12 protein-coding genes and 1 pseudogene are annotated in these 14,799 nt (G+C 57.3%); 4 read left to right on the top strand and 9 right to left on the bottom strand.

Features of this window, described 5'->3' with window-relative positions; translation table 11 throughout:
• The 7 genes and pseudogenes from B3873_RS06320 to mdlC all read right to left on the bottom strand — a co-directional run.
• Positions 1-509 (bottom strand): annotated as a pseudogene (locus tag B3873_RS06320) (ATP-binding protein); the annotation flags it as partial.
• Positions 493-2,697, bottom strand: a complete 2,205-nt coding sequence (locus B3873_RS06315; RefSeq protein WP_286864712.1) for a hypothetical protein — start codon at positions 2,695-2,697, stop codon at positions 493-495. The gene B3873_RS06315 and the pseudogene B3873_RS06320, both read right to left, overlap by 17 nt.
• 4 nt (positions 2,698-2,701) lie before the next feature.
• Positions 2,702-3,505, bottom strand: coding sequence for a TnsA endonuclease N-terminal domain-containing protein (locus B3873_RS06310; RefSeq protein ID WP_286864710.1), 804 nt, complete (start codon positions 3,503-3,505; stop codon positions 2,702-2,704).
• Between the two features lie 134 nt (positions 3,506-3,639).
• A complete protein-coding gene (locus B3873_RS06305; RefSeq protein WP_286864708.1) occupies positions 3,640-4,566 on the bottom strand; it encodes a ketopantoate reductase family protein in 927 nt (308 codons plus the stop codon).
• A complete protein-coding gene (locus tag B3873_RS06300) occupies positions 4,563-5,942 on the bottom strand; it encodes an MFS transporter (protein WP_286864707.1) in 1,380 nt (459 codons plus the stop codon). The genes B3873_RS06305 and B3873_RS06300 overlap by 4 nt, the downstream gene beginning before the upstream one ends.
• A 214-nt stretch (positions 5,943-6,156) precedes the next feature.
• On the bottom strand, positions 6,157-7,608 hold the full coding sequence (locus B3873_RS06295; protein WP_034332240.1) for an aldehyde dehydrogenase: 1,452 nt from the start codon (positions 7,606-7,608) through the stop codon (positions 6,157-6,159).
• Between the two features lie 86 nt (positions 7,609-7,694).
• A complete protein-coding gene (mdlC, locus tag B3873_RS06290; protein ID WP_286864705.1) occupies positions 7,695-9,293 on the bottom strand; it encodes a benzoylformate decarboxylase in 1,599 nt (532 codons plus the stop codon).
• 178 nt (positions 9,294-9,471) lie between these two features.
• On the opposite strand from mdlC, the gene B3873_RS06285 reads away from it, so the two are divergent.
• Together B3873_RS06285 and B3873_RS06280 are read left to right on the top strand one after the other, a co-directional pair.
• On the top strand, positions 9,472-10,437 hold the full coding sequence (locus B3873_RS06285) for a LysR family transcriptional regulator (protein ID WP_252696591.1): 966 nt from the start codon (positions 9,472-9,474) through the stop codon (positions 10,435-10,437).
• Between the two features lie 311 nt (positions 10,438-10,748).
• On the top strand, positions 10,749-11,861 hold the full coding sequence (locus tag B3873_RS06280) for an alpha/beta hydrolase family esterase (RefSeq protein WP_286864703.1): 1,113 nt from the start codon (positions 10,749-10,751) through the stop codon (positions 11,859-11,861).
• A 45-nt stretch (positions 11,862-11,906) separates the two neighbouring features.
• Here the strand turns inward: B3873_RS06280 and B3873_RS06275 are convergent, their stop codons facing one another.
• Positions 11,907-12,398 carry a DinB family protein gene (locus B3873_RS06275; RefSeq protein ID WP_286864702.1) on the bottom strand — a complete coding sequence of 164 codons (492 nt, stop codon included), beginning with the start codon at positions 12,396-12,398 and terminating at the stop codon, positions 11,907-11,909.
• Positions 12,399-12,473: 75 nt separating this feature from the next.
• The gene (locus tag B3873_RS06270; protein WP_286864701.1) at positions 12,474-13,652 is read right to left on the bottom strand and encodes an MFS transporter; all 1,179 of its coding nucleotides are present in this window, start codon (positions 13,650-13,652) and stop codon (positions 12,474-12,476) included.
• A 95-nt stretch (positions 13,653-13,747) separates the two neighbouring features.
• Here B3873_RS06270 and B3873_RS06265 point away from each other — a divergent pair, with 95 nt between their 5' ends.
• Entirely contained in the window at positions 13,748-14,194 is a 447-nt protein-coding gene (locus B3873_RS06265) for a winged helix-turn-helix transcriptional regulator (RefSeq protein WP_286864700.1), read from the top strand.
• 134 nt (positions 14,195-14,328) lie between these two features.
• Positions 14,329-14,799 (top strand): helix-turn-helix domain-containing protein (locus B3873_RS06260; protein WP_286864698.1); only part of this gene is annotated, 471 nt, incomplete at its 3' end.

Here is a 14,799-nt window from a genome sequence, read left to right as displayed (position 1 = left end):
AAAGGTTTTCCCTGATAGGTTTCATGTTGAATAACCTGCTGATATCCTCGCAAAAACTTGTCGGCAAACGTAGATTTTCCAATACCGCTATTCGCCACAATCAGATGGCTTTGCCCAGAACTCTCCCACTCGCTTGGAATATAAATTCCAGTTTCTGATGTAGACACCGCTTGTGCATGCCTCCTCTTAACGTCAGACGGGGTCATAGGATTTCTTGCTCGGTATGCTTCGCGAAGCATTGTGGAAACGGCAAGAGCTGCATCAGCATATCCGGCAAAGGGATATACAACCTCATTGAGTGTCGCTAGCTCAATCAAGCGCACCATTTCACTCGCTTTTCGATCTCCCGGAGTTGGGGCCGGCGGCAACTCCGAGATCAATACAGAGAAATCTATTTTTCTCTCTGGCAACGGAGGCAGGGCCTCTATAAATGGATTCCCTTTATAACGTTTTGTTAGGGTGTCCGTATAAATAGCCTTCGGGGGCTCGTCGTTAGTCTTCTCGCTCATTTCTTTCTCTCATCTTTGCAACACGCGCGACGTGGGCTGCTTCCGCTTCTTTCTTTCTTACGAGCCACTCAGGTATCTCGTTACTGGGCTTTGACGCAAGGGAAGCTATTTGCGCCCTGCCCGTCAAGGCCATTTTTTGCAGTTCTGTGTCTGCGTCGCGTGCGGCCCGCATTTCTGCGCGATCAGGCTCAGTATTGATACCTTCAGGAGGGCGCCTCTTCGTCTTCGCGCGACTGTTCAGATCGTTCACTTGCTCAACATTGCTTCTATGGTTTGACATCGCCCAGAGCAGCTTACCTTCGTGTGCAAAGGCGTCCTCTTCGTCGAGTGTCATCACTCCTAGAGTATCGGCACCACTCGCGCTAATTTCAAATTCAGCTCGTTCCCCTCTCTTGCTCGACAGATATACGGCGTGCGGGTAGGTTTTATCTACTCTTATAGGCACCTTCTTCGCGCGCGCTCCTGATTCGTTAGCCAGCACTTCGGCATAACTATTTTTTGGAAAATATGTCTTATCCCGATACGTCACTCTGCCATTGGCGATCGTTGCTGTATCTGTACTTAGGAAAATCTGCGCAAGCTCATCTTCAGAATATGGGAAAGCCCCCTTGGATGCTCTATTTTTTAGTCCCCATAAATAAGCCTGTTGCGGCGTCGGCTCGACACCTGCATGCGTCAGCTCACGATATTTTTTCAAAGTCGAATGTGGTCGATTATTATATTCAACAATTATTTCCAAGAGCTCCCGATACGCTTCTTGTAGAGAAGTAGTAGCAGCAGAAGCTGCGTTCCTTTTGGCGCGCACGGTAACCGGATTCATGGGGCGTTCAGCGTAGACTCCTGACATCCCCTTTGTGACCATACGACTTTTCATTGTTCTGATGAAACGTTCGATAATTGCCTTTCCATCAGCGCACAAAGGAGGGAGATTTGTTAGCCTAATTCGCAAATCGGTGGTCAACGCTTGCTCAATTGGCGCGGACAGAAATTCCGACCCTCTATCCGCTACGATACGATGAGGAATTCTACCAACAGGCCAATTATCATCGTCGACGTTGCATCCCATTGCCTTGAACCGCTTGGTCCTAGACGTAAATCCAATCAAGAGTGCATATCTCAGCTCTTCATACGATGGAGGCCTGAGAGAGATATAGGCCGACACCACGAACCGGCTCCAGCGGTCAATGAGGAGATAGATATTCGGTCGATCTACAACTATTGGAGGATCGCTATTCGTAACGAGATGCAATCGGCCACCTGTACCGTCAATCTCATAGATATCTCCAGGAGCTGAAGCCGTAAGCACCCCGGAATGGCCGGACTCAGCCGCTCTCGTTACCAGATTTTCTGCGAGGGATGCGTCAAGCTGCGCGTACTGGTCTAGATAGTACTGATACTGCCGTTTCGTCACAGGCTCATCAATTTCTCCGCGCTGATACTTCTCGTAGATTTGTTTGTGCCTACGAGCAAATTCGGTTGCCAAATATCCACGCCATGCATCTAAATAGCCGGTCCGAAACCGCCTCAGCTGCCGCCGCAAACTGGACACCATGTCTGCTATGTCGAGCTCCGAAACAATGAAACTATTTTCACCTAAGACTTGAGCCTTTATTGACTTCCGCCCGCGACGCTTCGGAACTCCATTACTCTCAGTAGAGTCGTCTGACGCCTTTTTGTAGCTGCCCTCGGAAGGCTTAGTTCCTGGATGAAAAGGCAACAGCGCATACTTTGTACCGCCGAAATAGTAGTAACGTAGTAAAAGCCGCCTGGCGCTATCAAAGCTAAAGTTCTTCGCTTCTGCACGAGCCCGAATAAGCGAAGTGAAATGTGCCGTGTTCAGATTCGTACTACTCTCGAACAATTCAACCAGTGGCTCGATTAGTTGCCAGCAGACTTCCATCTTCTGAGCTCGTCGCGAATCTGAAGGAGGTGGTGAAATGAATTCTGGCGGCATTGAAATCCGCCCCCACCTTGCCCCTGCACGTCCACTCATCGCCATAAAATCGGACAGGCCATATCGAATCGGTCGCCGAGCATGGCGAACGTCTAGAGTTTCTTTGATCCGCATGACATACACGTCATGATCAAAGATATGCGTAACGCGAAGGTATTCAATGCCATCCGGTGTCGTTAGCTCCAACACCTGCCATCGTGCAAAACCCTGGTCACTTGGGCGAAAGTCGGGCATGTATTTAGGATCGAAGGATAAGAGGCCTAGTTAGATCGATCTTTTCAGTGAGGGAAACCTTCAGTAGATCCTTCCACATGGCGAATCGAATTAAGTTATCTGCATTGCCGTCCGTAACACGGAGCCCACTTGCAGTTCGTTCCATCAGCTCGTCCAACCGGCGAACAGGACTATATAAGGTTCTGAAGAATCGAAGAAATTCAAGGGTCTCATCCAAGTCAGGTTCATAGCGATTTTTGAACCACTCACGCATAAAGTTCAAATTTTCAAATACGACCTTCTTATTGCGCCCTGAGAAGCCATCAGTTTTCACTAGTACCCATGGGCAATTCTTTAATCTGCACCACTGGTATTCGATTTGAAGGCGGCTCCGCACTTTCGAATTTTGTGCGTCTTCAGGTGTCTTAACACTTTTGGCCTCATAGTATTTTTTACCATCCATCTCGAAGGTGACCAAAAAATCGATGGTGAAAGGAACCGGGGCACCACTCGCATAGCCATGAGTTACACCGAATCTCTCGCAAAGTTCTAGCGTTTTATCTATGTGAAGAATTGGCCACTGCTCGCGAATATCTATGACGTTTGGCCGGCGCTCCAACAACATGAGATAGATGTGCTCAAGATCCGATAGCACGTGATGTACCCGCGGAACCACTATTCCCTGGACAGTGGTCGCTGAACCCGCAGAGCCGAAATCAGATTTTGTTATCCAAGGCTGGTAACCATCGAAGCTGCCTACTCCTCGCCCCTTTTTAATTTTTTTCTGAAGGTAGGGAGGGTATTTCGACAGTTCTGACGTCCATTTCATCGATGCAGCTTACCACAATTGTACAAATTTGCCATAATTTTAGTTACAACATGGATCTCCCCCTTTTCTATTCCCGCTCGCCACGGTCTGGTCCCAGCATCAGAACCAAACCGTGGCGGAGCCTCTTGATGCCTTCATTTCCCATTGAGCACTGCGTCCTGCTTCATCTTGACCAGCTCGTAAAGCGCGGTGACGGTAGGAACCGCAACCCCACAGCCGCGCGCTTGATCGGCGACGGCGCCATTGATGAAATCGATTTCCGTCTGTCTGCCTGCCTCGATATCCTGCAGCATCGATGGCTTGTGGTTGACGTGCATCCTGAAGGCATCCAGGAGCGCCTCCTCCACCTTCGCCATGCGGGCGGGAATCTGGAGCGCCTGAGCTACCGACACCGTTTCAGCGGCAATGCGCATCGCCAGTGCGCGCCCTTGCTCGGTCGATCCGGCCGTACCGACTGTACAGCCGATGACCGCGCACACCGAATTGAGTGCCGCATTGAAAGCGACCTTTTCCCAGATGGCAGCTCGTACCTGAGGGTCAGCACTGCAATTGAGTCCGGCTGCACTGAAGATCTCCGCCACTCGGCTGACTTCCGGCCGCTCCTTGCCCGACATAGTCCAGATCCTGACATAACCCTCCCCATGACTATGCACCACCCCCGCAGACTTGAGATCCGCAGGGAGATTGGTCATCCCGACAATGATGCGCTCGCTCGGAATGACCTCGGAAATGATTTCCGCATTACCCAATCCATTCTGCACGGATAAAGCCCAGGTATCCTGGCCCACAAGATGGGAGATGCTACGTACTGCGCTTTGGGTATGCAGGCTCTTGGTAAAGAACGCGATGAGGTCAAACGGCTCGGCAAAGGAGTCAGCCCTGCCTACCGGGACTCTTACCGTATGGGTGCCACTGTCATCGGAAAAGGCCAGGCCGCTATCGCTGATCGCCGCTATCGTAGCGGGCGCGACTTCGATGAAACTGACCTTCTGCCCGTTCAACGCAAGACGCGCACCAAATAGTCCGCCCATGGCGCCAGCGCCAACAATGGCAATGTTCATGCTTGCTGCTCCTTCTCTTGATGTTTAACGGTCGCCGCTGCGCGGGGAATATGCTTGCTCACCGTCAGCAGAGTCGCGAAGACGCACAGCATCGCCCCTCCCAGCATGGCGAGATAGCCCGAAGCACCACCTTGGGTGATCACGATGGCACCCGCAAATGCACTGAGGATGGCCCCCAGGCGACCGAAAGCCAGCGCGCCCGCCGTCCCGGTCGCGCGTACCTGGGTCGGATAGATATAAGCGCAAAGCGCGTACATGGTGCATTGGACGGCGTTGACGAACAGTCCGTGCAAGCCGATGCCCGCGACCAACAAGCTCGTCTGGCTGCTCACGTCCAGGCTGCGCAACGCAAATGCAGTCCCTGCGGCGGCCAGGCAGCAGAGCAGCATGGGAACACGCGAACCGAAGCGGCCGATGACTACCGCGCACAACAGTGCGCCAAAGACGCCGCCGATGTTGTAGGCCGTGAGGCCATTGGCGGCCACCGATGGGCTGAGGCCTTCGCCTGCCAGCATCGTGGGGAGCCAGCTGAATGCGCTATAGACGGCCAGCAGGTTCATGAAGAAAGCGAGCCAGATGGCAATGGTGTCGCGTGCCCTTCCCTCAGTAAACAGCGCACCGAATCCTGCCTTGGGTTGGGAATCCTGTTCACGCGCATCGGTGAAGCGCATCCCCGCGGAGATCGTGCGGGACATGCGCGTAAGCAGGGACCGCAACTCATCCCACCGGGCGGGCTGGCGTGCCAGATATCGTGGCGACTCCGGAATGCTGAACCATAGCAGTACCGAAAATGCTACCGGCAGCATGCCACCCAGCAAAAAGAGGCCACGCCAGCCATAGTGAGGCAGGACCAGGTTGGCGAAGAGCCCGGCCAACATTCCTCCCAGGGGAACGCAGACGATGGTCGCGGTGACGGCAAAGGTACGTATCCGGGCCGGGCTGAATTCTGCCGTAATCGTGGTGGAGACAGGCAGGGCACCGCCGATTCCGAGGCCGGCGAAAAACCGCAGAATTGCAATCGTGGTGATATCCGGAGAAAACGAGATCAGGCTGGTAGCGATCCCGAACACGAAGACACTGCCAATGATGGCCAGGCGGCGACCAAAGCGATCTGCAAACAAGCCGGCAAAGGCGCTTCCCAAGCCCATGCCGACCAGGCCCGCGGCCACAGCCGGAGCAAACGCATTGCGCGTGACGCCCCACTCCTTGATCAGGCTGGGAATGGCGAAGCCAATCAGCTGCCCGTCGAATCCGTCCATGACGATCGACAGCGCTGCCAGGATGACCACCATCTTCTGGAAGCCGGTAAACGTCCCTTCATCCAGCACGCGTCCGATGTCAACGACCTTTGCTTGATCGTTCCCGTAGGTGCTCATGTGCGCTCCCGGATCGTGTCTTCGATGGTGGCCGCGGCGAACGCATTGATGCGGATCGGATCGTGTTTGTGATGCTGGTGCCAGGATGTCATTTTCATGGCTGTCTCCTCGGTTGTATCGCACGGGTCCGGTCATTGCCGGCCCGCATTGGCGATTGTTTTTATAGTCATTGGCAATGCGGGACGGCGTACCGCCCCGCGTGCAGCGAACTCTCTCAGAACGGGTACTGGCGCTGCGAGGTTTGAACCGTGATCCATCGCAGATCAGTGAATTCGGCCACCCCGGCGGTACCGCCAAAATGACCGAAGCCACTGGACTTCACGCCGCCGAAGGGCATATGCGCCTCGTCATGCACGGTCGCTCCGTTGATGTGGCAGATTCCGGACTCGATACGGCGTACCAGGTTCAGTGCGCGGGCGATATCACGGCTGAACAGTGCGGCCGAGAGGCCATATTCATTGTCGTTGGCACATGCAATGGCGGCATCGTCATCCTTGACTCGCACGATGGGCTTGACCGGACCGAAGGACTCCTCGTGATAGATGTCCATCTGCGCCGTGACATGGTCCAGCAGCGTGGCCGGCATGAGCGTGCTCTCGGCCTTGCCGCCGCACACCAGGCGTGCGCCCTTGGCAAGGGCATCATCGATCAGCGCGTTGCAGCGCTGCACGGTGGCCAGGTCGACCACCGAACCCAGCACGACCGGCCCTTGGCGGGGATCACCCAGCGGAAGGCTACGCGCTTTGGCGACCAGGCGGGCGACAAAGTCATCGGCCACACGTTCGTCGACGATGATGCGCTCGGTGGACATGCAGATCTGTCCGGAATTGGCGAAGGCGCCGAAGGCCGCTGCCTGCACGGCGGCCTCGATGTCCGCATCGTGCAGCACGATGAAAGGTGCCTTGCCCCCCAGCTCCAGTACGGAAGGCTTGAGGTGCTTGGCGCATTGGCCGGCGATGATGCGGCCTACGCGCGTGGAGCCCGTAAAGTTGACACGTCGCACTGCCGGATCGGCGATGATGGCTTCAACAATTTTTCCGGCATCTTCCGGTGCGTTGGTGATGAAGTTCACCACGCCAGGTGGCAATCCGGCGTCCTGGAATGCGTCAATGATGAGGCCATGCGTCGCCGGGCAGATTTCAGATCCCTTGAAGATCACGGTATTGCCGCAGGCCAGCGGAAGTGCGACGGCACGCACGCCCAGGATGACGGGAGCATTCCAGGGGGCGATGCCCAATACGACACCGGCCGCCTGGCGCACACCCATGGCGAGGTTGCCAGGGACATCGGAGGGAATGAGCTGCCCCGCGATCTGGGTCGTCATCGCTGCGGCTTCGCGCAGGCCGTCGGCGGCCAGATGCACGTTGAAAGCCGCCCAGTGATGAGACGCACCGGTCTCGGAGGCCATGGCCTCCGCAAAGGCGTCTGCGCGGGCCTGCAGCGCATCGGCCGCACGGGCAAGCAGGCCGCGACGTTCTCCGGGGCCCATCGCTGCCCAGGCAGGGAAAGCCTCAGCAGCAGCGCGGACGGCCGACTGTGCATCCGCGACGGTCGCCGCCGGTGCTCGCGAGGCAACGCTCTCATCGAGCGGATTACGCCGCTCAAAGCAAGCACCACCAGTGGCTGAACGGCGCTGGCCGTTGATCAGCATGTCAACTTCTTTCATAGTCTCCTCCTGTTGTTTCTAGCTTCCATCTCGCTGCCAGGCCATTAGTATCGATTTGCAACCAAGCAGAATCCTAACGAAAACAATCAGCGCACCACGACTTCCACCAGACGGGGTTCATTCGACGATATCGCCGTCCGCAGTGCAGCGGCCAGCTCGCCGGGCTCACTCACACGCACGCCTTTGCATCCCATCGACTGCGCCAGTGCAACGAAGTCGAGCCCGGGAAGATCAGTCCCTTGGACCACGTCGCCGGCACCGAAGCCGAAAACCGGCGCGAAGTCCTGCAGGGCGGCGTAGCGCCCGTTGTTGATGATCACGAAGGTGAGGGGAAGACGCAGCTGCACAGCGCTGTAGATGGCTTGCGGCGAATACATGGCAGAACCATCCCCAATCAGCCCGATGACGCGTTGCTGCGGTCTGGCCAGGGCAACCCCCACCGCCGCCGGCATGCCATAGCCAAGACCGCCGCTGGCCATGGTGTAGAAGGTTCCCGGGCGTGTAAAGGGCAGATAGGCCTGCATGGTCGGACGGGATCCTGGCGCTTCCTCGACGACGATATCCTCTGCTGCGCGCACTTCAGCGAGGGTCTGCATGGCAAAGGCCGCTGACATCGGTGTCTCCGGCTCGGCGCGGGGACGCGCAGCACGCGCAGGTGGCGCCGGACGAGCGGCGGGCGCATGCTGCAGCATCTGCGCCACCAGATCTTGCAGTCCCAGCTGGATATTGCCGACGATGGCAGTCCCGGACGGCGTCCAGGAAGCCGTCACCGGATCATCAATCAATTGGTACAGCTGCGCCCCGGGTGGCAGATGCGGCCCGCTGCCTTCGACGTGATAGGTGAAGGCCGGAGCGCCGGCGACGAAAATCAGGTCGTGGCCATTGAGCAATTGCACGATCTTTTCGCGCATGGCCGGCAGGAATCCAGCGAACAGGCGATGGTCTTCAGGGAAGCTGCAACGCGAGGACATCGGCGCAACAAACACGCGAGCGTTGGAGGTCTCGGCCAGACGAAGCACCTCATCCCAAGCCCCGGCACGGTCCAGTTCCGAACCGACGACGATGGCCGGACGCTCACTGCGGTGCAGGGCGGTGGCGAGGGCAGCGATGGCGTCCGCCTCGGGGCGGCTGCGCGTGGTGACCGTGGTGGCCTCGAGCAACTCCCCAGGCTGATCCCAGTCATCCACGGGAATGGAAACGAACACCGGACCACGCGGTTCCTGCATGGCAATGTGATAGGCCCGGGCAAGCGCGCGTGGGACGTCAGCGGCGCGCGCAGGCTCGATGCTCCACTTGACGTAAGGCTTGGGAAGCTCGGTTGCGTGCGAGGCTGCCAGGAACGGATCGAATGGCAGGATGGAGCGTGCCTGCTGGCCGGCAGTGATGATCAAGGGAGTGCGATTGCGGAAGGCGGTGAAGATGTTGCCCATGGCATTGCCGACGCCCGCCGCGGAATGCAAGTTGACCAGGGCGGCCTTGCCACTGGCCTGGGCATAACCATCGGCCATGCCGACCACGACTGCCTCCTGCAAGCCCAGCACGTAACGAAAATCGGCCGGGAAGTCACGGAACATGGGCAGTTCAGTGGAGCCCGGATTGGCAAAGACGGAAGTCATGTCCAGGCGACGCATCAGATCGAGGACGGCGTCGCGAACTGTGATTCCAGGTAATTGGGGCGCCTGCATGTGAAGTCCTATGGAAGATCTTGTGACTTGGGTGGAAAGTGATTCGGGAGGAGTATGTGACTCAATCATCTCTTTGAAAATTGCCAAATTGGATAAAAGTCATAACCTTTGGTAATGTGCCAGCTCATGTCACACAAGCGCCGAAATGCTCAGCCAGCACGATCATCGGGAGAAATCATTGAGCTTCAATCTGCAGCAACTGGAAATGTTCTGTGCCATCGTCGGTGCTGGTAGCCTGGGGCGAGCGGCGCACGTGCTCGGCCTGACCCAGCCGGCCTTGAGTCGCGCCATCAAGCGTCTCGAAGAATCCGTTGGCGGCATCCTGTTTGAACGTCACACCACCGGCATGCATCTGACATCGCTTGGACAGGCGCTGCTGCCGCACGCACTTTCCTTGCAACGGGAAGCCAAGCAGGCGCGCGACGAACTGGATGCCCTGCGTGGTTTGAGCAAGGGCGTCATCAAGGTCGGGGCGGTGGGGAGCATTGCCAGTCTCGTACTGCCACTGGCTGTGGCCGGTGTACTGGAAAAATGGCCCAACCTGCGCGTGGAAATCATCGAAGGCGTTTGGGATCGTCTGGCAGAGGGCTTGCTGACCCACGAGATCGACCTGGCACTGGGAACGTCGGGCATGGAAACGGATGGCGTGGCAGCGATCGCGGACTGCTGCTGGACAGATCTGAGCTACGTGGTGGCAGGAAACGATCATCCCTTGCGGGGCAAAGACAAGATCAGCCTGGCCGAAACCCTTGAGCTGCGATGGGCATTGACCCCTGCAGGCACAGGACCTTATCTGCACTTGAAGGAAACGTTTGCGAAGGCTGGATTGCCGATGCCTGAGATCGCAGTGGAATCCCGTTCCGTCACGGTACTCAAGAGCCTGGTAGCACGCTGTGGATTCGTGGGCTGGATGTCTGGCCCGATGTTCGATACGGAACGCAAGGCCGGCCTGATTGATGCGCTGCCGGTGGAGGGACTGAAAGCCCCACGGACCTTGATGGCATTTCGACGCCGCCAAGGGATACTGCCCACACCAGCGACCCGCTTGCTGGACGAATTGCGCAATCTCGCGGGTTCCTTGCAGTCTTTTAGTCCTGAGGCCGATACGGCAGAGAACAGTTCAGCTCACCATCCTTGGCGGTAATCCCATGATGGCGCTCGCATCCGCCATCTCTCCTTGGATTTTGTCATGCAGATAGGGCGATATTTTGCGGAATCGAAATTGCATTCAATGCCGCAACCCCAGCTTCTGTGTAATACCAATCCCAAAAAAATTGGCAAGAACATGATATGTCCCTGAGCAACGGACGAGTCGACCATTCCGCCTCCGGAGCGCCCAGGCTTGCGACTGTCGTTTCGGACATGGCCCGCAGCGACTGCTCTGGCTCTCGCAAGAGAACCTGCTTGCAGGCACAACGGTCAAACGAAACCCATCGTCCACCTGGCGTCATCCTGATGAAAAAACTGAGCCGCCTGTGGCTATCGGCAATAAAAAAAGCCGGGAAAGTACAGCGCAAACAACTTCTCGATTTTCTATCCCCCACTTCACCGCGCAGCAAAACCTCATCCATACGCAAGCCCAAGACCGCTCCCCGTGGAGCCAGCGCATCCACATCCGAAGTCACCGTCACCTCCGCAGTCCATCACGTCCCCGCCACCACCCATTCACTGCAGTATCGCCTCTGCCTGCCCAAGCCCACTCCTTCAGAGCTGCCCTTGATCGTGATGCTCCACGGCTGCCAGCAAAACGCTGCCGACTTTGCGCAAGGAACCAGGATGAATGCGCACGCAGCAAAGCACGGCTTTGCCGTCCTCTATCCGGAGCAATCCTTGCGGGCCCATCCTCACCGATGCTGGCGATGGTACGCACAGGACGCCCAGAAGGGAGAAGGTGACGTCGCACTGGTCGCCTCCCTGATCCAGGAGATCCTGAAAACACATCCCATCGACCCGCAACGCATCTACGTCTGCGGAATCTCGGCCGGTGCAGCGATGGCACATCTCCTGGCATTGACGCACCCCGAACTGATCGCCGCTGTCGCGCTGCACGCCGCCCCGGTTTCGGGTGTCTGCAGCAATGCCGCCGGAGCGTACTCGGTGATGCAGCATGGATCGCTGCGCGCTTCAGCCGCCGCCAAACGGGCGCTCTCGCGCTTTCCCCGAACGGCCGCACTACCTGCGATCCTCATCGGCGGGACTGACGACAAGATCGTTCGGCCCGTCAATCAGCGCCAGCTCCTGGAACAGTTTCTTTTACTCAATCAAACGCAGAGCTTGACCGAGCAGCCTCCCCGGGAAACGCCTTACGGCCGCACCTCCAAAAAGCAGCCCCGGCGCAGGATAGTTGCAACCCGTGACTATCTTCGTGGCCGCAAGCTCATCATCCGATCCGTGCTGATCGAGGGACTCGGACACGCCTGGAGCGGCGGGGACACCACCCTCTCCTACAATGCAGCGGGGCCGGACGCCACTCGGCTGGTCGTCGATTTTTTCTCCCGGCATCGCCTGGAACCGGGGATGAAGTCAAACACCCTGGTCACCCGCACTACCGAAAAGAGAGGGTCGTGAAGCAGATCAGCCATGCATCAAAACACGACTGCGTTTTGATGATGGCTAGTTCCTTCTCTCGGGTTCTGCAGCATGAATGAACACGTTGTAAGTATCGGCAGGACGTGTCCCCACGGCCAGATCAAGCGCATGGCCAATCGCCCCGCGATGGTAAGTGCCGTGATTGATGAGGTGAAAGATGACTTCTTCGCGGCTGAGTCTTCCGCGCTTCCCATCCACGAACGTAAAAGAAATATCTTCCTTCAACTGGCTGGCACTGAGACTCTTGGCATAGGTCAGCAACCACTGGTTCGCCGCCATCAGCCTGCCCTCCAGCTCAGCCAGTTCAGGCAGGTGCTCGGTATTGGTGGAGTCATGCGGATCGGCCACGCCACGCAATCTGGCTTGGAACAATTCCTCAACACGCACCATGTGGTTCAACTGTTGCCGCGCGAAATCCAGCGCGCGCTGTTGTTCCTCTTGCGTGAGTTGCGCGACCGCATCAAGAATGCGGCGGTCCGACCAGTGCTTGTATTCCAGGATATTGGTAAAGTCCATGAGCCATCTCCTCCGTAGCCCTGAACGATACCTCAATGGTGCGCATCATGCCTGGCGCGATTGCTGGGTCCTGCCCTATCGCCGGCCGCAGGTGATCCGCCAGAACAGCAAAGCAATGAAGCTGACGGCGGCACCAAGAAGACAGACACCCCGCCACCCATGGGCCGCATAGACAACGGTAGTAGAGAGTGCGCCCAGACCGCTGCCCACCGCGTAAAAGAGCATGTAGATGCCGATCAGGCGGCCATGCGCTTCCGGACTGCTGCGAAGAATCAAGCTCTGGTTCGTGACGTGCAGCGCTTGCCCGCCCAGGTCGAGCAAGATGATGCCGGCCACCAAGGCCCACAGCGCCCCATCCATCAGCGACAAGGGCCACCAGGCCAACAGCAAGAGCGAGAGCGCGGCTGCACTGGTGCGTTGTGCGTGTCCCTTGTCCGCCCATCTTCCGGCGCGTGATGCCGCCAGCGCTCCAATAACGCCAACCAGACCAAACGCGCCAATCGCGGTATGAGAGAAGTGATAGGGACTCGCGCTCAAGGGAAGAACCAAGGCACTCCAGAAGATATTGAAGCTGGCGAACATCAACATCGCCAGCGTACCTCGGACCTGAAGTACCTTGTCATGACGAAGCAAGGACCACATCGACGCAAGGAGCCTTGCATAACTCAATCCATTCGAGGACACCGGTACTGCGGGCAGGCCTCGCCACAACGGCCAGGCCAACAACAACATCATGAGGGCCGCACAGAAGTAAACGCCCCGCCACCCCGTGACATCGCTGATCGCACCAGAGAAAACGCGTGACAAAAGCAAACCGATGAACACGCCAGTTTGTGCAGCACCCACTACCCGCCCACGTTCGCTCTCACTTGCGACGCTCGCGGCGTAGGCAATCAGGCCTTGCGTCATTGCCGTCCCCAGCAAACCGACTGCCAGCATGCCCGCCAACAGCGTACAAGAAGTCCGCGCCAGTCCCACCGTGACCAGTGCGCAAATCAGACCGGACAACTGAAGGCCAGTCAGCTTCTTGCGCGCCACCTTGTCGCCAAGTGGAACCAGAAAGAGCAAGGCCAGCGCACAGCCGAGCTGGGTCGCCGTCACAACACCGCCGACAGCTGACTGATTGATCCTGAAATCTTGAGACAACGCATCCAGCAAAGGCTGGGCGTAATAGACATTGGCTACGCTCAAGCCACTGGCCAACGCAAACAGAAGCAGCAAGCGGCGGGATAACGCAGGGGAAGATGGAGCCATGGCAGCAATCTGGTTTCAATTTAAAACCATTTGAATGCTAGTGGATATGGTTTTAAAATGCAACCACATTGCGGACTACACCAGCTGGAGGGCTTATGTCGAGTCAACTGAATCATGATGAAGAATACTGTCCCGTCGCACGCAGCGTGAGCGTGGTGGGGGACCGATGGGCGCTGCTGATCGTGCGGGATGCGTTTGACGGGGTATGCAGGTTTGGCGACTTTCAGCGCAACCTGTCGGTATCGAAGAACATTCTGGCAGACCGGCTGCGCAAACTCGTGGATGCCGGCATCCTTCAAACGCAAGCGGCATCGGACGGCACGTCTTATCAGGAGTACGTGCTGACCGAAGCGGGTCTCAGTCTGTTTCCATTGATCGTTGCGCTAAGGCAATGGGGGGAAGCGCACCTGTTCAAGCGCGGTGAGCGCCATTCCGTCCTCATTGATGCAGAGACCGGGAAGCGGGTGACCTATATGGCACCTCTCTCCACAGACGGCAGCCCCTTGCACCCGGCACGCACGCTGGTGAGGAAAGTGAAATAACCAGGCTGCCGTTCATGTTGGCCCCGCTGTTGGGGAGGCCGCCTGGCATTGTGCTGATGATGCTGTGACTGAATCTGCTCCGTCAGTTCTGGCTGCATGCCACTGGGAGCCAGGTTGACGAAAAAAATAAATACATGTATTTTGTCAACCTCAAGGAGCTCCCGATGATCAGCAACCGAATCCAACGCGCCAGACTGCTGCGCGGCCTGAGTCTGGAGGCCCTTGCTCAGTGCATGGGGGACATTTCCAAGCAGGCATTGAGCAAGTTCGAGAAGGGAGACGCCCTACCCAACTCCACCCGCATTCTCCAGCTCGCCAAAGCCCTCAATGTGAAGCCCGAATATTTTTTCCGGGCTGACACGACTGAACTCGCGCCGGTCGAATTCCGCAAGCTCTCCAGAATGCCGAAACGTGACCAGAAGGTGGTTATTGAACAGGCGCGCGATCACCTGGAACGGTACATCGCATTGGAGCAGGTCTTCGCCTCTATACAGAAAAATGCAAAACCAGCGGCGGCTGGCTCGATTCGCGTCAACAGTCGAGACGAAGCAGAAGCGGCCGCATCACAGCTGCGCAAGGAGTGGTGCCTCGGCAATGATGCCATT

The organism is Herbaspirillum sp. UBA812, assembly GCF_002296545.1.
In the GTDB taxonomy this organism is placed as follows: Bacteria; Pseudomonadota; Gammaproteobacteria; order Burkholderiales; family Burkholderiaceae_D; genus Herbaspirillum; species Herbaspirillum huttiense.
This window is presented reverse-complemented; position numbering and strand designations above follow the sequence as displayed.